Source organism: Vibrio sp. K4 (assembly GCF_051122595.1).
Taxonomy (GTDB): domain Bacteria; phylum Pseudomonadota; class Gammaproteobacteria; order Enterobacterales; family Vibrionaceae; genus Vibrio; species Vibrio owensii.
Map to the genome: position 1 here is coordinate 1,873,403 of NZ_CP178577.1, position 23,162 is coordinate 1,896,564.

The following is a 23,162-nucleotide window of genomic DNA, read 5'->3' on the forward strand; positions in this document are numbered from 1 at the left end:
TCCCCAAAAGTGACTTTTCTTGGCTTTAAGCTTAGTGCGTGTTTAGTTTTTATACGATAGATTTCACCTATCGAGCCAAGAGGTAAATGCTGCTTTATTTCCGTATCTGGATCGGGCATAGTTATCCCAACAAACGAAAGCATGTACCGACATGACGTCTAGTTGTGCTTTCAACAAGAATAGATTTTAGGAGAAATAAGATTATGTTCGTAGTTATCTTTGGTCGCCCAGCTTGCCCATTCTGTGTTCGCGCAAAAGAGCACGCAGAGACACTTAAAGCAAAACGTGATGACTTCAACTACCGTTACGTAGACATCCATGCTGAAGGTATTTCTAAAGCTGACCTAGAGAAAACAGTTGGTAAGCCAGTAGAAACTGTTCCTCAAATCTTCATCGACCAAACGCACATCGGTGGTTGTGATGACTTTGAAGCTTACGCAAAAGAGCACCTAGGTCTATTCGACGAGTAATTCGAATAACTGATTTTTTAAAAGCCGCTATTAGCGGCTTTTTTATTATGTATTCAAATTGTTACTCCCCTACGTCAAGTAATAGTAAAACCTAAAAAATTTCACTTATCTTTTTGCTATATTTAGTTACAATTCGAAATTCTTAATTTTTATTTGGCACACACCTTACCGAGCCACGCTGTGAACATAGACGTCGTACACCTTCTTGAACAAAACCCCATTCTTCTAATCTTCGTCGTATTAGCAATTGGTCTTGCCATTGGTAAAATTCGCTTTGGAAAGCTGCAGTTAGGTAATTCCATTGGCGTTCTCATTACGTCTCTCGTAATGGGCCATCTTGGCTTTTCTTTTAATGCAGAAGCACTGACCATCGGCTTTATGCTGTTTATCTACTGTGTGGGTATTGAAGCGGGCCCAAACTTCTTCGGCATATTTTTCCGAGACGGTAAGCATTACTTTATTTTGAGTATGACCGTACTCGTTTCTGCGGTAGGTCTCACCTATTTCTGCAGCCACTATATGGGCCTCGATTTTGGTTTGTCTGCCGGTATGATGGCAGGTGCCCTTACTGCGACGCCTGTTCTGGTAGGTGCACAAGATGCGCTCAACTCTGGCCTTGCAACCATTCCACGTAATATGGATTTCTCTTTGGTATTAGAAAATCTATCGGTTGGTTATGCGATGGCTTATCTGGTGGGTTTGATCAGTATGATTATGTTCGCCAAACTGCTGCCAAAACTGCAAAAACAGAACCTATCGGATTCAGCTCAGCAAATTGCGCAAGAACGTGGCCTAGGCAACTCTAGTCAACGTAAGGTTTACTTGCCAATCATCCGTGCATACCGCGTTGGTCCTGAGCTAATTGACTGGACAGATGGTAAAAACCTTCGAGAATTGGGCATTTATCGCCAGACAGGTTGTTACATCGAACGTATTCGTCGTAACGGTATTCTTGCCCACCCAGATGGTGACGCTATCCTGCAAGAAGGTGACGAAATCGCACTAGTAGGCTTCCCAGACAGCCACGCACGTCTTGACCCGAGTTTCCGTAACGGTAAAGAAGTATTCGACCGTAACCTACTTGACCTTCGAATTGTCGAAGAAGAGATCGTCGTTAAAAGTGATGCGATTGCTGGTAAGCGTTTGTCTGATTTGAACCTATCGGAATTCGGCTGTTTCTTGAACCGCGTAGTGCGCGCTCAAATCGAAATGCCAATGGATTTAGACATCGTTCTGGCCAAAGGTGACGTGCTCCAAGTAAGTGGTGAGAAAAGCCGTGTTCATGGTCTTGCTGAGAAAATCGGTTTCATCTCGATCCACAGTCAAATGGCAGACTTACTTGCGTTCTGTAGCTTCTTTATTCTAGGCATTATGTTTGGTTTGGTGACAATGACGTTTGGTCAGGTGTCATTCAGCCTAGGCAACGCCGTTGGCCTATTGCTTTCAGGCATCACGTTGGGCTTCCTACGAGCGAACCACCCTACTTTCGGTTATGTACCGCAAGGGGCATTGAACATGGTCAAAGACTTAGGTTTGATGTTCTTTATGGTCGGCATCGGCTTAAGCGCCGGTGGCAAGATGTTTGAACACTTAACTCAAGTGGGTCCGCAGATCATCGGTTTGGCGTTTATCGTCAGCGTTGTGCCTGTCGTTCTTGCATACCTAGTTGGCGCTTACGTGCTTAAGATGAACCGTGCCCTACTCTTTGGTGCCATCATCGGTGCTCGTACATGTGCACCAGCAATGGACGTAGTGAACGAATACGCGAAGTCGACGATTCCAGCACTTGGCTACGCAGGTACGTACGCGATTGCCAATATCTTGATGACCCTAGCTGGTACAATTCTGATTATTCTGAGTTAATCACTTTAAGCGGGCGTTGCAGAACAGCTTATGCAGCGCTCCTTATTCAACACAGAGATTCAAGACACAAAAAAGGCGCTCATTGAGCGCCTTTTTTAATTCCGTTAGAAACGATTAGATTTGAGTAAAATCTGTTTCTACTGCTGGGTTCACGTCTGCTTCGTAATCCACACCGTCAACACCGAAGCCAAATAGCTTCAAGAACTCTTCTTTGTACTCAACGTAGTCAGTCAGTTCTTTTAGGTTTTCAGAGGTGATTTGTGGCCATAGGTCACGGCAGTGTTGTTGGATATCTTCACGTAGTTCCCAGTCATCCAGACGTAGACGGTTCACTTCATCTACTTCTGCTGCGCTGCCGTCTTCTTTGTATAGACGTTGGCTGAACATACGGAAGATCTGCTCCATACAACCTTCGTGTACGCCTTCTTCACGCATTTTCTTGAATACCATAGCGATGTATAGAGGCATTACAGGAATTGCAGAACTTGCTTGAGTCACAACAGACTTAAGTACCGCTACGTTTGCGCTACCGCCAGTTGTAGACAGTTTCTCGTTAAGTGCTGCAGCTGCGCGGTCTAGGTCCATTTTCGCTTTACCTAGAGCACCATCCCAGTAGATCGGCCAAGTCAGCTCAGTACCGATGTAGCTGTATGCCACTGTTTTACAACCATCTGCTAGAACGCCAGCGTCTGATAGTGCGTTAATCCATAGTTCCCAGTCTTCACCGCCCATTACGGTTACTGTGTCTTGGATTTCTTGCTCAGTAGCAGGCTCTACGCTTGCTTCAATGATGACGTCTTTGTTCGTATCAACAGCGGTCGACGTGTAAGTTTCACCGATAGGCTTAAGTGCTGAACGGATCAGTTCACCCGTTTCTGGCATTTTACGTACTGGAGAAGCCAGTGAGTAAACCACCATATCTACCTGACCAAGGTCTTCTTTGATCAGATCGATTGTTTTCTGTTTTGCTTCATTTGAGAACGCGTCACCGTTTAGGCTTTTCGCGTATAGACCCTCTTCACGAGCTAGCTTTTCAAATGCAACAGAGTTGTAAAAACCTGCTGTACCTGGCTTCTTCTCTGTGCCTTCTTTTTCGAAGAAAACACCGATAGTTGAAGCGCCGCCACCAAATGCCGCAGCGATACGAGAAGATAGGCCGTAGCCACTTGATGCACCCACAACAAGAACGCGTTTTGGTGCGTTTTTAATTGGGCCTTGTGCTTTAGTGTAAGCAATTTGTTCTTTTACGTTAGCTTCACAACCCACTGGGTGCGTAGTAGTACAGATAAATCCACGAATTCTAGGTTTGATGATCATATTCAACTTCCTTTAAAAAACGTTGCTAGGATAAAAGGTTCAGCCCTACTTCGCACCTAATTTCTGTAAAAATGCTGCGAAAATGCAAGTGGTTGGAGCACTCAGTCGAAAAGCAAAAGCCTTAAACACAAAAAAGCACCTCAATTGAGGTGCTTCTCTCATTTTATACTCAAGCGCTTCATGCTGCTGAGTTCAGATGCGATTTTTTCGTGGTCACATTGGTACGAACTTCTGAGAAATCGTGGCTAAAGTGGTCAACTTGAATCGCTTTGTAACGCAACTTATCTGCAGCCATGATTTGGTCGATTTCTTGCTCTGTCAGTACCTCTGCTTCAAACGCTTGCTGTAGACGGTCATGCAGTAGGCCTTTACGCGCTACTTTGCCATCTTTCGCCGCTTTCATCAGTTTACGCTCTAGAGGCTTCACATCGTACATCGCTAAGAACGCACGCTCCATCAGACCAACACTGTCGTCCTCTGATTTACCGATGTAACACAAGCTCGTCATACGGTCACGTTGTGCTCCTGGCGTCATCATTGCTTCTGCTAGGCTCACACACAGCTCGTCGCTTGGCGCTTTGAAGTGATTACCTAGTGGGAATAACAAACCTTTTAGAACGCCACCCACGTATTTCACAGGGAAGTTTGAATACGCTTCATTTAGCGACTTCGAAGCGTTGTACAAACAATGTTGAACGGCATAGTGTACAAAGTTCAAATCACCTTGTTGACGGCCTTCGTCTTCGTATTTCTTAAGCGCCGCTGACGCCATGTATAGATAGCTCAAGCCATCACCAAGACGAGCAGAGATCATCTCTTTACGTTTCAGGTCACCGCCCAACGTTAGCATTGCAAAGTCTGCACTCACTGCCAGTGCACGACTTAGGCGAGTGATGTCTTTGTAGTATTGCTGTGTAGGGCCACTCATGTGCGCTTTCACGAAGCGAGAACCGGTCAATGCCGCACCCAACGCACCAAAGGTATTACCCATTGCGTGTTTGATGTGTTTGAACAGCAGATCATCAAACTCTTTTGCGCCTACTTTCGAATCTGGGTTCGCAGCAGCTTCCATCTCTTTCAACACGTATGGATGACAACGTGTCGCGCCTTGACCGAAGATCATTAGGTTACGAGTTAGGATGTTTGCCCCTTCAACCGTAATCGCGACTGGAATACCTAGATAGTGTTTCGCTAGGTAGTTCATAGGGCCATCTTGAATCGCTCGACCCGCGTGAATATCGAAAGAATCGTTCAGGATAGTACGAGCCATTTCTGTCATGTGGTATTTGGCAATTGCGGTCACGATGCCCGGTTTCTCTTTCATATCCAGAGAAGTCGTCGTCAGCGTACGAGTCGCCTCAAGCAGGTAAGTCAAACCGCCAATACGGCCCATTGCTTCTGCCACACCTTCAAACTTACCAATCGACATACCAAACTGCTTACGAACGTATGCATAAGCGCCAGTAGTACGCGTAGTAAGGTGACCAATCGCGGTACCTAATGCAGGAAGGGAAATACCGCGACCGGCCGATAGACACTCAACCAGCATACGCCAGCCTTTACCTGCGTATTCTGAACCACCAATCAGCCATTCCATAGGAATGAACACGTCGTTACCACGAGTAGGACCGTTCATAAACGCAGAACCTAGCGGGTCGTGACGCTCACCAATCTCCACACCTTCATGGTCGGCAGGAATCAATGCACAGGTGATACCAACGTCTTTCTTGTCGCCAAGCAGACCATCAGGGTCTTGAAGCTTGAACGCCAAGCCAAGTACGGTTGCTACCGGAGCTAGAGTGATGTAACGCTTGTTCCAGCTAACACGAATACCAAGGACTTCTTCACCCTCATGCATGCCGTAACACACCACGCCTTGGTCAGGAATCCCGCCCGCATCTGAGCCAGCTTCAGGGCCAGTCAATGCGAAACAAGGGATATCAGTACCGTCCGCTAGACGTGGCAGCCAGTAATCTTTCTGTTCTTGAGTACCATAGTGAGAAAGCAGCTCACCTGGACCAAGAGAGTTTGGTACCATCACAGACACTGCCGCACTGATGCTTCGTGTTGCAATGCGAGATACGATAGTTGAGTTAGCCAGAGCAGAAAACTCGCGGCCACCATACTCTTTTGAAATGATCAGTGAGAAGAAACGCTCTTTGCGTAAGAAATCCCAAACCTCAGGTGGAAGATCTCGATCATCTTTCACGATTTGTTGGTCATTAAGCATTTCAAGCAGTGTTTCGAGTTCATTATCCATAAAAGCTTGCTCTTCAGAAGACAATGCAGGCTTTGGATAATGATGTAACGTTGTAAAGTTAGGCTTGCCAGAGAACAACTCTGCATCCCACCAAACGCTACCCGCTTCCATTGCTTCTTTTTCAGTGCTCGACAATGGAGGCAATACTTTCTTAAACATTTTGAATGCTGGGTCACTAATCCATTTTCTTCGTAGAGAGCTCATAGTTCAGATCCTTTTGTTCACGTCACCGCTCGCGGCTTTCACTTATCTTTTTTATTGATTTAATGTTTTTTACTTAGCGGACATACCTGCCGACAAGTAAGGAATCAGTAGGTCAACGACAGACTTCACGTCCACCTCTTTTTCAAATTTGCTTTCTGCAATCTCGGTTAACGCTTGGCTCGATGCCATAGTGAAAACACAAGTGCCAAGTGTGAAATGCAATCTCCAGAAAAGTTGTTCTTCAGTCATTTCAGGGTTTGCCTTCATGATGGAGAACATAAACAGGTTCAACACTTCTTCATATCTTGTACTGATAAACCAACGTAAATGGCCTTGTACATCGGTGTATCCTCGACCAATCAGCAGCATAAATAACGCTGTGCCGTTCGGTCTCACGTCATTCAGTGCACGTAAAGGTAAACGTAGCGATTCAAACACTTCATCCATGTTGTAATCGTCGCGTGTGTTTAACTCGATCAAAGACGTTTTGATGCTCGGCATTAGCGCCTCTAAGTATCGGTCTAGTACTGCCCTTACAAGCGTTTTCTTGTCGCCAAAGTGGTAGTTGACCGAAGCTAGGTTCACGTTCGCCTTGCCAGTAATGGTTCTCAGTGATGTGTCATTGAAGCCGTATTCTGCAAATAGTCCTTCTGCTACATCGAGTATTTTTTCTTTTGTTGTACTTCTCGGGGCCATTTCAATCACTCGTATTAAACAACTGTTTGAAAATATACTCCCGAAACTTGAGATTAACAAATGATTAACATCACATTTTCACTCATTGGTCTGACCAGACGAGGAAAGTGTGCAGTTAACGAGATGAATTTAAAGCGGTTCTTGTTTTGTGAAAAAAACTTCTAAAAAAAATGGAACTGTTTGGAATTGTTCCGGTCTGAATTACTGTAACAACTAGGGCATTTAAAGTTTTACTGGCCGTCAAACTTGTTTCTATCTAGTTGCTACATTGCTGCTTTTTCTTATTAACTCCTATGTTTGTATCCGCCCAGACACTTTTTCGTCTGGGCTTTTTTTCGTCTGTCGTTTGAGACTTTGTCAAATGACTTTCTTCTGGATACAAAAAAGCCTCCCGATTTGGGAGGCTTTTAAAGTGTAATCGTCTTTTCTTACGCTTTTTCTACCGCTACTTCTTCTGCCGCTTTCTTAGGTAGAGAGAAGTGCAATAGCGCATAACCTAGCACTGCTGCCGTTGTTGAGCCCATCAAGATACCTAGTCGAGCATAAGTATCGAACTCAGGACTTACGTTACCGAATGCCAGTGATGAGATGAAGATCGACATCGTAAAGCCGATACCACACAGCACCGATACAGCGAAGATGTGCATAAAGTTCACGCCCTCTGGCAACTTAGCAATACCCATTTTCACAGCAGCCCAGCTGAATGTGAAGATACCAAGTGGCTTACCAACCAACAGACCCAGTGCAATACCTAGAGGTAGCATAGAAGTCAGACCGGACATCGACACGCCTTCTAGTGAGATACCAGCGTTTGCGAAGGCAAACAGAGGCAAGATACCGAATGCTACGTAAGGGTGCAGTGCGTGCTCCATGTGTTTCAGTGGAGAGTGCTCGCCCTTCTTACCTTTAAGTGGGATAGCAAAACCGATTACTACACCCGCTAGCGTTGCGTGTACACCAGATTTCAGTACGGCAAACCAAAGGATCGCACCAACTATCATATACGGCGTTAACTTGGTGACGTTTTTCGCGTTCAACATAAAGAGCACGCCCGTCATGATAAAGCCAACCACTAGTGCCATTGTAGATAGATCGCCTGTGTAGAAAAGCGCAATGATAACAACAACACCAAGGTCATCGATAATAGCCAATGCCAGTAGGAAAACCTTCAGGCTAATTGGCACACGCTTACCAAGAAGCGCCATGATACCTAGAGCAAAAGCAATGTCTGTCGCAGCTGGGATTGCCCAACCAGAAATCGCCTCTGGGTCACCGGCGTTAAATGCAACATAAACAAGTGCCGGAGCCAACATACCGCCTACCGCTGCAATAGCAGGGAAGATTGCGGTTTCCTTCGATTTTAGTGCACCTTCAAGTAGCTCGCGCTTTACTTCAAGACCGATTAGTAGGAAGAACACAGCCATCAGGCCATCGTTGATCCAGTGAGAAACTGACATACCAAATACATAAGTATGCAGCATAGCTTGATAAGTTTCGCCAAGTGGGGTGTTAGCAATGGTCATCGCAATTGCCGCAGCAATTACCAGAAGAATACCACCAGCGGATTCCATTTTGAAAAAGTCACGAATGACATCGTTCATGATTTCGCCCTTATATTTATTATCTTAATAAACGATTAACAAAGAATGATGAGAGTGTATAGCTGCTGAAAATTTTAGAATAATCGCTTGTTTAGAGTTTAAACTTCGATTTTTCCGATGTTTCATTTACAAAACATCGTATTTTTCAACAAGAACATAATTATTTACAAGACCTGCCTATCTCCTTATAAGCTCAATCTATTAACATAGACTACTATTAAGTTAGTATAATATCTGATGAATTTTCGTGATTAACGTGCGGTTTTGCGTCGAAAACTGCGTGTTTCATTAACAAAAAAGCCACCCTTCTGGATGGCTTTTTTCGTATCCTAGTAACCGGTGAGTTGCATAAATCCCCAGGCTTCATTGGACCCCGATGCGAGTATCGGGCCTTCCCAATATGGAATCACAAAGGGCAGCCACATGTCCGATTTTATGATCCTCGTCGTCAAATTAATCTTCTGATCGGGGACATTAATGATCCACTGCAGCGGTAAACGTCGTCCATTGGACAAGTTGGTCACCTGTAGTGGCGTCATGGTTAAATCTTTTTCGGTAAGGTTAATCACCTTGCCAGAACGCGTTGATAGTGTGCCAAATAGATGTGGCACCTGACCATTGTGTCGATAGCGGCTTACTGTCAATGCGCGGCCATCATCAAGATTAAATACAAACCAATCCCAACCTTGCTGCCCTTCACCAATCAGGCCGCTTCCCCACTCTTTCTGCGTCCATCCAGAGCCAGAGACTGGAATTTCACGACCATTTAAGGTCAGTGTACCTTTTACATTAAGGAACGGCGCACTGAAGCTGAAAGAAGCAATAGATTGAAGTGCGTGTTTAACTTGAAAGCCCTGATCACCATTTACTACAAATGGACCATTGGTTGTGGTGTTCAAATCAAGCGCAAACGTGTCGGTAGTTACGTCTAGGTTACCCGGAAATGGAGTAGAGCCTAGTGCTCGCCAGTTCCAGTTATCAATCCACAAGCGGAACGGGCGATTCGTCATACCAGCCTGTCCAATACCGCCTCGTGCAACTCTCTGCTCTTTCCACACATGAGAGCCAGAGCTCACAACGATATGGGAGATAAACAATTGTGGGTTCTGCCAGCCACGAGTATCGCGTTCGTCCGTAGCAACTCGGAAGTAGCTCCATTGAACGTTATACACTTTGCCATTCTTGTCTTGAACTTTGGCAAAGTAGTTCCACCATTCATGTTGATAGTCAGGGTGGAAACGAAAATCCTGCGGTAACGAAACATGTTGATCTGGTAGCACCGGCTCAAAGATAGTTTTGCTCTCGCGTTTTAGAACATCGCTGATCTCACTTTGTTCTGTTGCCGTCGCTTCTGCCCAATGTGTAACGTACAAAGTCACACCCGCTAATGCGATAAACACAACAAACACCAGCGCAGAAATAGAAAACGTCTTTTTTGGGGTCATCTTTTTCATTACAGCGCATCCCTTAACGATTTCATCGGCGTACTCTTGATCATTCTTATCACAGGCAGTGCCCCTGCGATCATGATGGCCAACATCGCCCAAGCAATCGTCTGAACGTATTCCCAAGGAATGGTTTGAAGCTCCAACGACCAGCCGAAGGACTGCTTAATGATGATATCGACAATCAAGTGCGCCAACGCTAAGCCCAGCGGAACCGCGATAATCGCAGAAATCATACCGAAGGCGAACAACTGCAAACCGCCTAACAAGACGAGTTCTTTGCCTGAAACGCCCATACACCGCAACAAAGAGAAGTGTCGTTGACGAGAAAGCTCACCCGCGAGCGTTGCAAAGAACAAACCAAATACAGCGATAATCAACGTAATGTTGCCCAGCGTACCCGCGATCGCAAAGGTATGGTCAAACACGCGCATGGCTTGGTTATAGATATTGTTATTGTCAAACACTCGGTCTTGCGACAGGCGGAATACGTTCTCTAGACGACGCTTTAAACCTTCACCATTAACGTTGTCTTCGAGCAAGACGCCAAGTCCAACGTTGCCAGAGCCTGCGAACGCATACAGCCAATTTCGATGCGACATCATGACTTGATTGTATGGGTTACCATAGTCGTAGTAGACACCGACAACTTGCCACCCTCCCCCTAATGGAGGTTGCAGGTCTATGTAATCACCAGGGCGAATGTCGAGCTTTAATGCCATGGATTCGCTCACCATCAAACTCTTAGAGTGATGTAAATGATACCAATAGTTAGGCACACCAAGTTTCACTGTTAGAGAGTCCAACTCGCCCTCGGAAGAGCCTGTACTCACAACCTGCAAGGCACCGCGTTCAGTCGGGACGTCTTTTTCCCAACGCCACCAAACCGAATCAACCTCTGGTTGCTCTTTTAACCAAGAACTCATGCGCGCAGCAGAGTTGTTGGTTGGGTAAATATAGAGATCGGCCGCTAAGCGTTGGCTCAGCCATTTGTCTGTCGTATCGCGGAAGCTACCCACCATGGTTTCAACACCAATGTTTGCCGCAAGTGCAAGCATAAACGCCATGGTCGCTACACCTCGGTAACTCATACTTGCCGCCGCGTCAGCAAAGAACCAACGTACACGAACCCATCGTAATGAATAAGAGAAGCTTTGGAACATGTGCCACATCAGGAACGGCATAAACAACGCCACACTGATCAACATTAGTGCGATAATCGCAAAACCTGACTCTTGCGTTTTTGGTGCCTGATAAACCGCAACAGCAGCCACACAGAACCCACAAGCTGCGAAAGCTTGCCAAGAGAACTCACGCCCAGCGAAACGCATTAGGGACAAGCGAGAAGATAAGCGAATAGGTTGTGATTTTAATAAGCGGATTAACGGCCACAGACAGGAAATCAACGCACCCAATGCCGACATTGCCAAACTGTATAGACTGGACTCCCAAGACCAACCAATCGTCAGTCCTACGTTGGCATCGTATAAATCACTCAAGCTTGATGAAACGGCAGGAATAAGCTCGTTAGCGAGAATCAAACCGAAGAAGTTACCACATGCCCAAGCGACAAGAACAAGTATGGTCAGCTCCAGCATCAAAGCTTGTGCCAACTGCATACCATTCACACCGGTTTGACGAAGAATCCCCACCAAACGTTGGCGTTGAATGAAAGACAAAGACATCGCTTGATAGAAGATGAACAAGCCAACCAGAAACGATAGCATGCCCATTGCTGTCAGGTTCATGTGGAATGCTTTCGTCAAAGATTCCAATTCTGAGCGGCTATTACGTACCAGCGTCATGCCATTTGGCAGCATATTTTTCAGCGCTACTACCTTCTCTTCTGGCATTTCGCCACAAGCAATCGCGGACAAGCCAGAGCTACGCTTTAACATGCGAAGAAGCGAAATGTCCGTCACTAAGCGTGTGCCTGAAAGTAAGTTGTCGCTGTCGACTTTCAACGGCCCTAATCTGCTGCCATCGTTGAGAGTGATAAAATCACCATCATTCCATGACATGTGAGACGCTAAGTCTTGGCTCACTAAAATTGGGTAAGGCGGCGTCATCAACGTCAGCATAGGAAGGTCTTTTAGCGACTTTCCTTGCTGCAAAGGCAGTAACGCAACTGGGTCTACCCCAACCAACATAAGGCTCAAGTCGGCTTTGGTATCGAGATGAAGAACATCGAATGGCGCGCACTGATTAAAACCAGCACGTCGAAGTTGAATGTAAAAACCCTGAGGGATTTTATTAGCTGAATGCTTGGTACGAATACGGTAAGGCAAAGGGTTTGAAAAGAGTTTCTCACCGGTTTCGTAGCTCTGTTTTGCGTGTTGGTTAATCGATGTCACACCGACAAGAAGTGATACACCTAAGGTTAAACCAAGCCAAACAAGAATAATTTGAAGTGGATAGCGACGGTAATGACCGAGTAGTGCCTTAACTACGGGCCATAACATGCAGCTGTCCTCCTTGAAGACGAATTCTACCTTCCATGTGCTCTGCGACTTTCTCACTGTGCGTAACCAACAGCAGCGTACACTCTAATTGGCGTGCAAGGCTGGTTAGCAGACGCATTACCGCTTCAGCATTACGCTCATCCAAGCTACCTGTCGGCTCATCGGCAAGCAGGATTTTCGGCTCCATATACAAAGCACGAGCAATCGCAGCACGTTGTTGCTGACCACCAGACACTTCTTCAGGGTAACGACCTAAAAGCGGCATAAGATCGAGAGCAGAAAGAATTTGACGCCACAAGCCTTTGTCTTCTGGTAAGCCTTTTAATTGGCGGCAGAAGCGGATGTTGTCAGCGATATTCAAGGTAGGAAGCAAGTTGAACTGCTGGAAGATATTACCAATGTTGTTGCGGCGGTAGAGTGTTCTAAGATGTTCAGGTGCGCTGTGCATTGCAAAGCTCGGGTATTGAATCTCGCCCGAATCGGCAGTATCAAGACCTGCGATAAGGTTAAGGAGCGTACTTTTCCCCGATCCACTTTCACCCATTAATGCGACTTGTTCACCTTGTTGTAATGTTAATTCTGCCCCTTGTAGTACAGGATGAAACTCTCCCCCGTCTACATAGCCTTTACATAGGTCTGACAGTTTTAACATTGATTTTGCCGCTCAAATGGTGTTTAAAAATTGGAATCAGAATCTACACTAAAATCCTGTTGGTAGGAAGTATTTTGAATAGTTGATCACACTATCAGAGTACAAATGCAACTTGTCTCGCGACCCTTCCTAAGCATCGATCAAATTTTTCATCCATTTCTTGCTCGCCATGCGGTGTAGGCATGTCCCCCACTTCACCACTTCTTCGGTCAAAAACAGTAAATAAACCCATTGCGGCTCAAAGCCTAAATAGATAGCACCGAATGCGGCTAATGGAATACTTATTACCCATTGCGCGATCAGATCTTGGTACAAACAGAACTTCACATCCCCACCTGCGCGAAGCACACCGACAATAGCCATCATAGGAACAGAACGAAGTACCACCCCGACAGCAAGAATCACCATAAACTGTTCAGCTAGGTGGCGCGTTTCTGGCGTCAGAGCACTAAAGGCATCGAGAATAAGTTGGTTTGAGAGCAGAAGTAAAATCGCGACAACGACGGCTATCAATACATTGAGAATCACGGTTGCCCACGCTTGATAGTAAACCGGACCAAAGTTCTTGGCGCCTAATTGATTTCCCACCAATACCGCAGCAGCGTTGGATGAACCGATCATCATAGCAAGAGCAATCGACTCTACCGGCGTCATTACTGACAATGCCGCTAAGCCCTGCACGCCTGCTTGTCCCATAATCGCGTGATAAGCAAACAAGCCGCCCGCCCATGCAAGGAAATTAAATGTTGTCGGAAGGGAAAGTTTTAAGAAACGGGTTATTTTATCCAACACTAAGCTGGCGCGAATATCATCCAAACCAAAAGCAATGATGTGCTTTTTAAACCACAGGTAACTGAATAAACAAGTTACTTCAATAGCACCACTGATGACGGTGGCAATGGCAGCCCCTTTAATACCCATCGCAGGAAAGCCGAATTGCCCGAAAATAAGCACCCAGTTAAGGAAGATGTTGGACAGAATGCCGATTCCGCTAAAAAACGTACTTAGACCGGGTTGATGCATAGCACGGAGACCCACCGCCATACTTGCGACACAGGCAACAGCAAACATGCTAACCGATGAAATAACGAGATAATCAGCACCAAGGCGAATCACCTCTTCCGAATCTGTCGTCAAGCGCATGATAGGTTCTGGGAACAGAACGAATAACACCACCGTAAGGGCAGCGAATACCATGGAAATCATCCACGTCAGCGATGTGCTTTGCCTTACACCTACTTTGTTTCCCGCTCCCCAGTACTGCGCGGTTAACAACGCACCGCCAGTTGTTACGCCAAGGAGCATGATGGTCGTAACGAATGTCGCTCTTGCTGCAACGCCAACCGCTGCAATTTCCGCCTCGCCCAATTGACCAAGCATCAGTACGTCCACGAGGCTTCGGCTGGAGAACATCATGCTCTGTAAAGTGATGGGTAATGCGATGGCAAATAGTCGACGTAAAAACGACTTATCGGCATGAGTAACCAGTTGTGAGAAAAAAGTCATGCACGCTCCGACGACAACTTATTGATAGAACGAGAAAAGTGTCTCATGATTATACCCAGTGGTGACTAATCCACCAGCAATAAAAAGGACTCAGAATGAAAAAGGTGTTGGTACTTGGGGCTTCCGGATACATTGGCTCACAGCTTCTTCCACAGTTGCTTGAACAAGGTTACATTGTCACGGCAGCAGCGCGTCATATTGACTATTTAGAATCTCGAACGCAGCCACACCCTAATCTCACACTCACTTATTTAGACCTCGCAGACGCAGAAGCAACGCTCGAAGTCGTGAATGATTTTGATTTGGTGTTCTTCCTTGTGCACGGTATGGCGCAAGGTCACGACTTTGTCGAGTACGAATTAAACCTCGCAGAGAACTTCAAAAATGCGCTTGAGAAAAGTCGCGTAGAACACGTGATCTACTTGAGTGCGATTCAGCCCCAAACCGGCAACTCTCAACACTTAGCAGCACGCAAAGCGACTGGGAAGATCATTCGTCAAGCCGGCGTTCCTGTCACCGAGCTTCGCGCAGGCGTGATTATTGGGCCAGGGTCTGCAGCATTCGAGATCATGCGTGACTTCGTTTACAACCTGCCGATTCTGATCGCGCCTAAGTGGGTCGACTCCAAAGCTAACCCAATCGCCCTACCCAACCTCAATCACTACTTGCTTAAACTGGCAGAAACCAAACCAGCAGAAAGTGAAATCTACGAAGTCGGTGGTCCGGATACATTAAGTTATCGCGAGCAATTTGAAGTCATTTGTAAGATCACGAAAAAACCTTACCGACTTTGGTCAACTCCACTGCTGACACCCAAAATGGCGTCGTATTGGTTAGCTATTGTGACGTCAGTTCCTGCAAGCATTGGTAAAGCGCTGCTTGCTGGTTTGGAGCACGATTACATTGCCGATACCAAAGCCATTCACGAACGATTTCCACAAGAGCTAATCAGCTATGAACAATCCGTAGCGGACACCATCGCTACGGAAGGAACTTTTGTGCGCAGTAACGTATGGGGGTTTGAACCAGCGGCACTCAAACGTTGGCAACCGGGCTACGGCTATTACCCAAAACAGGCAGGAGCCAGCATTAAGACAAAAGCTTCTGCAGAATCACTTTGGAAGGTCGCACAAAAGATCGGGAGCCCTGAAAAGGGCTATTACTTTGCCAACATCCTTTGGCGCACCCGAGAGTGGCTTGATATCTTCTTCGGTGGAGGAAAACCCATTCGAGTTTCACCACCAGGGCCAGAGCTCAAAGTAGGTGATTTCATTGATTCATGGAAGGTCATTCGCTGCGAAGAGAACCAGTTCCTCTCACTGTTTTTTGGGATGAAAGGTCCGGGGCTTGGTCGTTTAGAAATTACAATAAAAGACGATGGCGAAGAGCGCGAATTCGATATCACCGCATGGTGGCATCCGCAGGGCTTCCCCGGTTTGCTTTATTGGTTTGCGATGATGCCAGCACACCTATTCATCTTCAAAGGTATGGTAAAAGCGATCGCCAAAGAAGCAGAGCATCTAGAGCAGGAATAACGCCCCATTGCACTTGGCCGCTCATAGCACTTTCAGCAAATAAAGACGATTTGAGAGTGCTATTGAAAAGGTTCTATATTGATTAACACTCTGTAAATTTAATTGAATTTATTTCAGTGCAATCCCCATATTATTCTTAGCTCATACCTTTTTAGACCGGCTTTGTTCTGAACTTAGTGACTATAACGTTAAGCAGATTTTGGAATCACAATGGGCAATCGATACATCATTAGCAGTAAACACCATGATAACTTTATGCTTCGTCAGCAACACGTCGATAAGATCGCGTTGGTGACAGAGGGAGGCGGCCAACGAGGCATTTTTACTGCAGGCGTGTTAGATGCCTTCCTACATGCTGATTTCAATCCTTTTGACTTACTGATTGGTACTTCTGCTGGCTCTCTCAACCTCGCCTCGTATGTCTGTGGGCATCAAGGGCATGCCTACAAAATCATCACAGAAACAACACGACGCCCTGAGTTCTTTAAACTCACGAAATACTTGCTCAATGGGGAAGGATTTGACTTAGATTTTTTAGTAGACAATGCCGAGACAAGCATTCCCTTAAACTGGGAAAAAGGGTCTGATTTACTCAAAACAAAGCAAGTCGTCGCCGTCGCAACACACGCACGAAACCTAACGACAGAGTGTTTTGATGTCACCGTTGATAATTGGAAAGATGTGCTTAGAGCATCTTGTGCTATTCCCGCTCTGCACAAAAAGCCCGTTGTGTTCAATGGCGCACGTTGGTTAGATGGCGGTGTATCTGCACCAATCCCAGTTGAAGAAGCTTATCGTCGAGGTTACAAACACATCGTGGTGATCCGGACGATGCCCATCGACTTTGACGAGCATCATCCTTTAATAGAAGCCGTGCTAAAGCGCGCGCCATCCAAAACAATGAGTGAGCTATCAGCTATTTTGCTCAAACACGAAGAAACTTATCGACAAACTCGACGCTTTCTCGCCTCTCCTCCTGATGATGTAAACATTTACGAAATCTCTCCAGCGCGGAACTTACAATCTTCGGTTGTTGAGAGTACGAAAAAACAACTCGATGCGGATTATTTGCACGGTGCTCAACTGGGCCGCTTGTTTGTGACCAGCATAGGAAGAAAACTCAATATTCCTCACAAGCCTTATAAACGCTATCACCCCATTACATCTGAATTGAGTCACCATAACCATGATTATCACCAACAAATAGATGATGTATGGCAAAACAGAAAGAGCGGTTACTTCAAAGGCGCGATGAATAATGATATCGCTTGGATCAACGTGAACCCTCAAAACCATACAAGAACGTTAGTCATCGTTCAGGGGCGAAATGAATCGTTTTGGAAGTACAAAGAAGTCATTTACGAACTCAGCCAATACTTCAATATCTATTCCTTTGATCATCGAGGCCAGGGAGAGTCGCAACGCTTGGCAGAGCACAGCGAACTTGGACACGTGGACCAATTTGAGCATTATGTTGAAGACTTAGCTCAGTTTCTTGAAGAGGTTGTAGAGAGCCAACATAAAGACGAAGTTATGATGCTCGCCCACTCGATGGGAGGCGCTGTCGCAACTCAATACCTCGCGAGTTATGATCACAACGTTAAAGCGTGCGCCCTAACAAGCCCAATGTTTGGTATCAAATTACCCAAAGTGGTTGGCGGCATTCAAACGGCCACCATTAAACTCATCAGTCAACTTCAGAAAACACCGAATTTCGCCCCTACCCAAACGGCATTTGTGACCAAAACCTTTGAAGGTAATGACCATACAAGTAGCCCTAATCGCTTTAAAGCTTATAGTGATTTGTTGAGCAACCACCCCAACCTGAGACTCGGTGGTGTTAGCCCGAAGTGGATCAGTGAAGCCGTTGCTGCGGGTAAAAATTGTTTAGCTCAAGCCAAAGACATTAAAACGCCGATTTTAATCGTGCAACCAGGGGGTGATAACGTTGTGTCCTTGCCTGCCCAAGACTTATTCAATGAGCATTGTGCTAGTTCGAGGCTTTTAAGCATTCCTCATGCAAGACATGACATTTTAATTGAATCCGACCGATATCGAGATTGGGCCCTGAAGCGAATCATGAACTTCTACGATCACAGCCATAAGTTTGTTTAATCGCTTGATAGAAGTGAATGTCATGCCCTCAAAAACAAAAAAAGCGTACACACCACAGTATGTACGCTTTAAAGAGCCATAATCTCCGATAAGTAACGTTCTTAACTCACCTATAGGTGAAGCTCGGTTACTTATTGAGATGCTAAATACGGTCTAGTCTGCTTTGAATGACAGCGGGATCTCTGCCAGCTGATTGCCTTCGTTTGCAGGGAAGATCAGGTATTCACCGTGGTATTTCACCATGGATTTGTAATCCGTCACTTTATGAACCATATAACCCGCTTGTGATGCTTTTTCAACAAACTCAGCATGGTTGCCACGAACAAACCAACTCATTGGTTTAACGAGTAGCTCACCATCAAAACAGCTTTCGCACTGGTCAGCACATAGGGCTAGTGAGTTTTGACCTTCAGTGAAGATTTGCACTTTGCCACAGCCAACCAGTTGCTCAGACGTAGACACTTCCCAACCCGCTTGTTCCATTGCATCAAGGAACGCTTCAATGTCAGAATCTTTGATCACTTTAGGCTCTTCACCTTTTGGGAAAAACTGCGCGTAAAAGCCAGAGATGCGTTTAAAGATGAATAGCAAACCCGCATCATTACCTTTTGAGCGACCAGCTTTTTGCCAACGCGTTAAGTCATCACCCACAGTGCGACCAAAACGTTGTGATTTCAGCGCCTTGGTTACCCAACGAACTAAGTAATGGTTGTTCGCTACTGGCGCATTCGCCAATTTACCTGAGCGATGCTCTTGGTCTAAATCCGCCAGACCAGCGTTAACTAAGTTTTGAATTTCTTTGGTGTAATTAGACATTACGCCTTTCTTCCTAAAGTCCAATAAAACAGTGCAGACAGCACTGAACAAGCAAACATAATGATGATCATCGGCCACGACACACCACCCGGCATTGCTGCAACGAGTGCACCAATCAATGAACCCGTACCAAAGCGCAGTGTACCCGCAAGCGAAGATGCCGTACCTGCCATTGTTGGGTAACCGCTAAGTAGCAACGCCATCGAGTTACTACCAATCGTAGACAAAGTACCGATAAACAGCACAACGAATGGCACAATTCCCCATAAACCGAGATCAAGCATCCAGCCAACAAACAGACCAATACCCGCAATCAACTGAATCGTTAAACCAAAGCGAAGCATGGCGTGTGAACCAACTTTCTTGACCAAGCGGCCGTTCAGGCTGGTCATGATGATCATCGCGATGATGTTCAAACCAAATAGGTAACCGAATTGGTCCGGTCGAACACCATATAAATCAATATAAACAAACGAACCCGCAGTCAGGAATGCAAACATACCCGAGAACGAAAACGCACCTGAAAGCATTAAACCTAATGCCTCAGGGTTAGAACACAGACGCGCATAGTTGCGAATCGTAGTTCTAAATCTTAGTGGCTGACGGTTTTCTGGTTTCAGCGTTTCTGGGATCATCCATAGAACCAGCAAAATCACCACAACGGCAAAAATAGCTAGAACCCAGAAGATCGAGCGCCAACCGAACCAGATAGCAAGGTGACCACCAATCATCGGCGCTACCAGAGGCGCAATCGTGATCACCAAGGTCACGAATGACATTGCACGCGCGAAATCTTCACGGTCAAACATATCACGCACGACCGCTTGAATGATCACAGCAGCCGCAGCGCCAGCAAAACCTTGTGCAGTGCGCACATAAGTTAGCGCATCAATACCGTTAGTGGTTGCACTGACTACCGCTGCCAAACCAAAAAAGAGCACACCTAAAATGAGTACTGGTCGGCGACCGTAGCTGTCTGCTAAAGGACCGTGAATTAACTGACCTATAGCAAAACCTGCCGTATAAGCCGTTAATGTAATTTGTACCGCACCTGGGGTTACGCCAAGATCTTTTGCGATGGTTGGCATAGCTGGCAGATACATATCGATAGCAAGTGGCGTCAACGCACCAATAGCACCGAGTACAAGAAACAATAAAAAACTGATTTGTGACTGGGGAGCACTTTGGGCTTTTTCTGTCATTGCTTTACCTCTTGTTGTGTCCTCCCATCAACATTCCACATTGATTGAGATAGATGATTGACGCTTCTCCTACCCTGAATTCGTAGTAGTTACGGAGACAGAGCATAGTTTCCTTACTAATGAGAAGATCATAAAAGACGAAAGTATACCAAGACGGTCTTGACTAACTCGACGCTATAACCTGCATGATCAGTATGCAGAACGACAAAATAACCGAGCTAAAACGAAGAGGCGGTGACGTTAACACCGTCTGTACTTATCGTCAGTAAGGACCAACAAGAGAAAAGACTTTTCTCAGATTAAATACAGTTCTGCCTGCGTTTACGAGCGGCGAATGTGCGTCTTGTTCAGACACTAAGACATATTTGGTAGGAACCCTCATTTTGAGCGATTTCCTACCAAAACACTAGTTCCTATCGGGAATTAAACAATTTCCCAGAACAGCAATTATTTCCGAATAGAATGGATTACTTCCAAACTGATTCGACTTCTTCTTCGGTTAAGAATCGGTAATCACCCGGCTCCAATGCTTCATCAAGCACGATAGAACCAATACGTTCACGATGTAAGTGCTCTACTTTATTGCCGAGTGCAGCAAACATGCGTTTCACTTGGTGGTATTTACCTTCCACAATCGTTAGAAGTACTTCGTTTTCTGCTTCGTTGACGATTTCTAGGTGTGCTGGCAGTGTCGCTTCACGCTCGTTACGTAGCTCAATGCCTTCAGCAAACTTCTCAACATAATCAGGTTGAATCGCATCCACTAGCCATACACGGTACGTCTTTTCACATTTGTGTTTTGGTGACGTAATACGGTGCGACCACTGACCGTCGTCTGTGATCAACACAAGACCGGTTGTGTCCACATCCAGACGACCAGCAAAGTGAAGGTTCTCTACCTTTGGCTCATCAAGTAACACGAATGCAGTTGGGTTGTGCCCATCTTCATGTGAACACACAAAGTCCGCAGGTTTGTACAGCATGATGTAACGAGGACCAGGAGCACCAACTTCGCGTCCTTCCCACTCAACTACACCACCTTCTGGCACTTTGAAAGCGCCACTCTTTTGTACTTCACCATCAACCGTTACTTCACCACTTTTGATGATCTTCGTTGCCTGCTTGCGAGTCGCGCCCAGTGCATCACACAAATATTTATCTAAACGCATGAATACCTCTAATGTTTAAGGTCGGGTATTATAGCGATCCTAATTCGAATAGTTGAGCAATTTCACAGATTTTCATGTACACCCTTCGACCATACCAAGCCGACTCTGTAAAAGCGGTGATTCACTATTTTCGTAAACACTCCACACCAGCGGTCATTGTGCTGCCTACAGGTGCGGGGAAAAGCTTGGTCATTGCAGAGTTAGCAAGGCTTGCCAAAGGTCGAGTACTGGTACTTGCTCACGTAAAAGAGCTAGTGGAACAGAACCACGCCAAGTACGAAGGCTACGGACTCAAAGGCTCAATATTTTCAGCAGGGCTTGGGCGAAAAGAAACCGATCAACAAGTGGTGTTTGCGTCGGTGCAATCTGTGGTGCGTAATCTGGATTCCTTCAAGAACCAGTTTTCTTTGCTCGTTATTGATGAATGCCACCGTGTACCAGACGAAAAAACCAGTAGCTATCAAAAAGTCATTACTCACCTGAGAGAGCTTAACCCGGGCATTAAAGTTTTGGGCTTAACCGCAACACCATATCGCTTAGGTATGGGTTGGATTTACCAGTATCACACCCGTGGGCAGGTTCGAACAGAAGAGTCCCGCTTTTTCCGTGACTGTATCTTCGAGCTTCCTATCCGTTACTTGCTGGATGAAAACTTCTTAACACCAGCACGCATGATGGATGCGCCCGTCTTATCTTATGACTTCTCGCAGCTAAAACCAGCGAACACAGGTCGATACAAAGAAGCGGAAATGGACATGGTGATAGACAAAGCCAAACGTGCGACGCCGCAAATCGTTGAGCAAATCATTCAATACGCTAGAGAACGCAAAGGTGTGATGGTGTTTGCTGCCACGGTTCGCCATGCGCAAGAAATCCATGGATTGCTGCCTGAAGGTGAAACCGCGATAGTGATTGGTGACACGCCAACACCTGAGCGCGATGCCATTATTCAGTCGTTCAAGAACCGTGAAATTAAGTACTTGGTCAACGTGTCCGTTTTGACCACAGGCTTCGACGCGCCACATGTGGATTTAATAGCGATTCTGCGCCCAACCGAGTCGGTCAGCTTGTATCAACAAATTGTTGGTCGTGGTTTGCGTCTGTCGGAAGGCAAATCTGAATGTTTAGTTCTGGATTACGCTGGCAACAGCTATGACTTATATCAACCTGAAGTGGGCGACCCTAAGCCCGATTCCACCAGCGAAATTATCACCATTCCTTGTCCTGCTTGCGGCTTTAATAACAACTTCTGGGGCAAGTTAGACAGCAACGGCTTTTTGCTTGAGCACTTTGGTCGTCGCTGCCAAGGATATTTTGAAGATGATGAAACCGGAGAGCGTGAACACTGTGGTTATCGCTTTAGAGCGAAATACTGCGGGGAATGTGGCGCTGATAACGACATTGCGGCGCGTATTTGTCATGAATGCGATGCCACCCTTGTCGACCCAGACAAAAAACTCAAAGAAGCATTAAACCTGAAAGATGCGCTGATCTTCGAATGTACAGAAATGGATTTGTCGGTATTTAAGTCCAGTGACGGTAAGTCACAACTAAAAGTGACGTACTCTGGTGAAACCTATCAAGGTGAAGGGAACGCATTGGTGCATGAGTTTTGGTCATTGAATACCAAAAAACAGAAGCAAACCTTCAAAGACCAGTTTGTGCGCCCTCACCTTGCCGACAAACATCGCCCATTTGAAGAAGCATCACCAACGAAAGTGGTGGCAAACCAACATCGTTTCCGTTTACCTCAATTCGTGATTGCTCGTAAATCAGGTCGATTCTGGAAGCTTCGTGATAAGATCTTCGAAGACGAACTCAAGCAGTAAAAATTCAAGTATCGTCCAGC

Annotated in this window: 16 protein-coding genes; 5 read left to right on the plus strand and 11 right to left on the minus strand. The window is 45.9% G+C overall.

What is annotated here, in order from left to right; translation table 11 throughout:
* Positions 1-203 precede the first annotated feature (203 nt).
* Together ACLIIY_RS08435 and ACLIIY_RS08440 are read left to right on the plus strand one after the other, a co-directional pair.
* Complete coding sequence (locus ACLIIY_RS08435) at positions 204-470, plus strand: GrxA family glutaredoxin (protein WP_005428550.1); 267 nt, start codon at positions 204-206, stop codon at positions 468-470.
* Positions 471-650: 180 nt separating this feature from the next.
* A complete protein-coding gene (locus ACLIIY_RS08440) occupies positions 651-2,333 on the plus strand; it encodes an aspartate:alanine antiporter (protein ID WP_005442250.1) in 1,683 nt (560 codons plus the stop codon).
* Between the two features lie 114 nt (positions 2,334-2,447).
* On the opposite strand, the gene fabV is transcribed toward ACLIIY_RS08440, so the two are convergent.
* The 8 genes from fabV to ACLIIY_RS08480 all read right to left on the minus strand — a co-directional run bounded on the left by fabV (position 2,448) and on the right by ACLIIY_RS08480 (position 14,476).
* A complete protein-coding gene (fabV, locus tag ACLIIY_RS08445; RefSeq protein ID WP_132697567.1) occupies positions 2,448-3,650 on the minus strand; it encodes an enoyl-ACP reductase FabV in 1,203 nt (400 codons plus the stop codon).
* Between the two features lie 178 nt (positions 3,651-3,828).
* Positions 3,829-6,114, minus strand: coding sequence for an acyl-CoA dehydrogenase (locus ACLIIY_RS08450; protein WP_434528518.1), 2,286 nt, complete (start codon positions 6,112-6,114; stop codon positions 3,829-3,831).
* A gap of 69 nt (positions 6,115-6,183) precedes the next feature.
* Positions 6,184-6,810, minus strand: coding sequence for a TetR/AcrR family transcriptional regulator (locus ACLIIY_RS08455; RefSeq protein ID WP_020194896.1), 627 nt, complete (start codon positions 6,808-6,810; stop codon positions 6,184-6,186).
* Positions 6,811-7,238: 428 nt separating this feature from the next.
* Positions 7,239-8,411 carry a Na+/H+ antiporter NhaA gene (gene nhaA / locus ACLIIY_RS08460; RefSeq protein WP_009705825.1) on the minus strand — a complete coding sequence of 391 codons (1,173 nt, stop codon included), beginning with the start codon at positions 8,409-8,411 and terminating at the stop codon, positions 7,239-7,241.
* A gap of 329 nt (positions 8,412-8,740) precedes the next feature.
* Positions 8,741-9,865, minus strand: a complete 1,125-nt coding sequence (locus ACLIIY_RS08465) for a lipocalin-like domain-containing protein (RefSeq protein ID WP_434528519.1) — start codon at positions 9,863-9,865, stop codon at positions 8,741-8,743.
* Positions 9,865-12,318, minus strand: coding sequence for an ABC transporter permease (locus ACLIIY_RS08470; RefSeq protein WP_009705823.1), 2,454 nt, complete (start codon positions 12,316-12,318; stop codon positions 9,865-9,867). The genes ACLIIY_RS08465 and ACLIIY_RS08470 overlap by 1 nt, the downstream gene beginning before the upstream one ends.
* Positions 12,299-12,970, minus strand: coding sequence for an ABC transporter ATP-binding protein (locus ACLIIY_RS08475; RefSeq protein WP_005428554.1), 672 nt, complete (start codon positions 12,968-12,970; stop codon positions 12,299-12,301). Before ACLIIY_RS08475 ends, ACLIIY_RS08470 begins: the two co-directional genes overlap by 20 nt.
* Positions 12,971-13,099: 129 nt before the next feature.
* On the minus strand, positions 13,100-14,476 hold the full coding sequence (locus tag ACLIIY_RS08480) for an MATE family efflux transporter (protein WP_039842568.1): 1,377 nt from the start codon (positions 14,474-14,476) through the stop codon (positions 13,100-13,102).
* Between the two features lie 95 nt (positions 14,477-14,571).
* Between ACLIIY_RS08480 and ACLIIY_RS08485 the strand changes: the two genes are divergently transcribed.
* The gene (locus ACLIIY_RS08485; RefSeq protein WP_434528520.1) at positions 14,572-16,011 is read left to right on the plus strand and encodes a DUF2867 domain-containing protein; all 1,440 of its coding nucleotides are present in this window, start codon (positions 14,572-14,574) and stop codon (positions 16,009-16,011) included.
* Between the two features lie 210 nt (positions 16,012-16,221).
* Positions 16,222-18,126, plus strand: a complete 1,905-nt coding sequence (locus ACLIIY_RS08490) for an alpha/beta fold hydrolase (RefSeq protein WP_434528521.1) — start codon at positions 16,222-16,224, stop codon at positions 18,124-18,126.
* Between the two features lie 153 nt (positions 18,127-18,279).
* Here ACLIIY_RS08490 and ACLIIY_RS08495 read toward each other — a convergent pair whose 3' ends face one another.
* From ACLIIY_RS08495 to rsuA, 3 genes are all read right to left on the minus strand, one after another.
* Complete coding sequence (locus tag ACLIIY_RS08495) at positions 18,280-18,942, minus strand: DUF2913 family protein (protein ID WP_434528522.1); 663 nt, start codon at positions 18,940-18,942, stop codon at positions 18,280-18,282.
* A complete protein-coding gene (locus ACLIIY_RS08500) occupies positions 18,942-20,144 on the minus strand; it encodes a Bcr/CflA family multidrug efflux MFS transporter (RefSeq protein WP_434528523.1) in 1,203 nt (400 codons plus the stop codon). The genes ACLIIY_RS08495 and ACLIIY_RS08500 overlap by 1 nt, the downstream gene beginning before the upstream one ends.
* A 467-nt stretch (positions 20,145-20,611) precedes the next feature.
* Entirely contained in the window at positions 20,612-21,313 is a 702-nt protein-coding gene (rsuA, locus tag ACLIIY_RS08505; protein ID WP_009705818.1) for a 16S rRNA pseudouridine(516) synthase RsuA, read from the minus strand.
* Between the two features lie 74 nt (positions 21,314-21,387).
* On the opposite strand from rsuA, the gene ACLIIY_RS08510 reads away from it, so the two are divergent.
* Positions 21,388-23,142: a DEAD/DEAH box helicase gene (locus ACLIIY_RS08510; protein ID WP_434528524.1), complete on the plus strand. Its 1,755-nt coding sequence runs from the start codon at positions 21,388-21,390 to the stop codon at positions 23,140-23,142.
* The last annotated feature ends 20 nt before the right edge of the window (positions 23,143-23,162 follow it).

Excerpts from the sequence above, each read along its gene's own strand:
- ACLIIY_RS08490 (WP_434528521.1), top strand. The coding sequence starts at position 16,222 with ATGGGCAATCGATACATCATTAGCAGTAAACACCATGATAACTTTATG.
- ACLIIY_RS08450 (WP_434528518.1), bottom strand. The coding sequence starts at position 6,114 with ATGAGCTCTCTACGAAGAAAATGGATTAGTGACCCAGCATTCAAAATG.
- ACLIIY_RS08465 (WP_434528519.1), bottom strand. The coding sequence starts at position 9,865 with ATGAAAAAGATGACCCCAAAAAAGACGTTTTCTATTTCTGCGCTGGTG.
- ACLIIY_RS08435 (WP_005428550.1), top strand. The coding sequence starts at position 204 with ATGTTCGTAGTTATCTTTGGTCGCCCAGCTTGCCCATTCTGTGTTCGC.
- nhaA (WP_009705825.1), bottom strand. The coding sequence starts at position 8,411 with ATGAACGATGTCATTCGTGACTTTTTCAAAATGGAATCCGCTGGTGGT.
- ACLIIY_RS08470 (WP_009705823.1), bottom strand. The coding sequence starts at position 12,318 with ATGTTATGGCCCGTAGTTAAGGCACTACTCGGTCATTACCGTCGCTAT.
- ACLIIY_RS08455 (WP_020194896.1), bottom strand. The coding sequence starts at position 6,810 with ATGGCCCCGAGAAGTACAACAAAAGAAAAAATACTCGATGTAGCAGAA.
- ACLIIY_RS08495 (WP_434528522.1), bottom strand. The coding sequence starts at position 18,942 with ATGTCTAATTACACCAAAGAAATTCAAAACTTAGTTAACGCTGGTCTG.
- ACLIIY_RS08500 (WP_434528523.1), bottom strand. The coding sequence starts at position 20,144 with ATGACAGAAAAAGCCCAAAGTGCTCCCCAGTCACAAATCAGTTTTTTA.
- fabV (WP_132697567.1), bottom strand. The coding sequence starts at position 3,650 with ATGATCATCAAACCTAGAATTCGTGGATTTATCTGTACTACTACGCAC.
- ACLIIY_RS08485 (WP_434528520.1), top strand. The coding sequence starts at position 14,572 with ATGAAAAAGGTGTTGGTACTTGGGGCTTCCGGATACATTGGCTCACAG.
- ACLIIY_RS08475 (WP_005428554.1), bottom strand. The coding sequence starts at position 12,970 with ATGTTAAAACTGTCAGACCTATGTAAAGGCTATGTAGACGGGGGAGAG.
- ACLIIY_RS08480 (WP_039842568.1), bottom strand. The coding sequence starts at position 14,476 with ATGACTTTTTTCTCACAACTGGTTACTCATGCCGATAAGTCGTTTTTA.
- ACLIIY_RS08510 (WP_434528524.1), top strand. The coding sequence starts at position 21,388 with ATGTACACCCTTCGACCATACCAAGCCGACTCTGTAAAAGCGGTGATT.
- rsuA (WP_009705818.1), bottom strand. The coding sequence starts at position 21,313 with ATGCGTTTAGATAAATATTTGTGTGATGCACTGGGCGCGACTCGCAAG.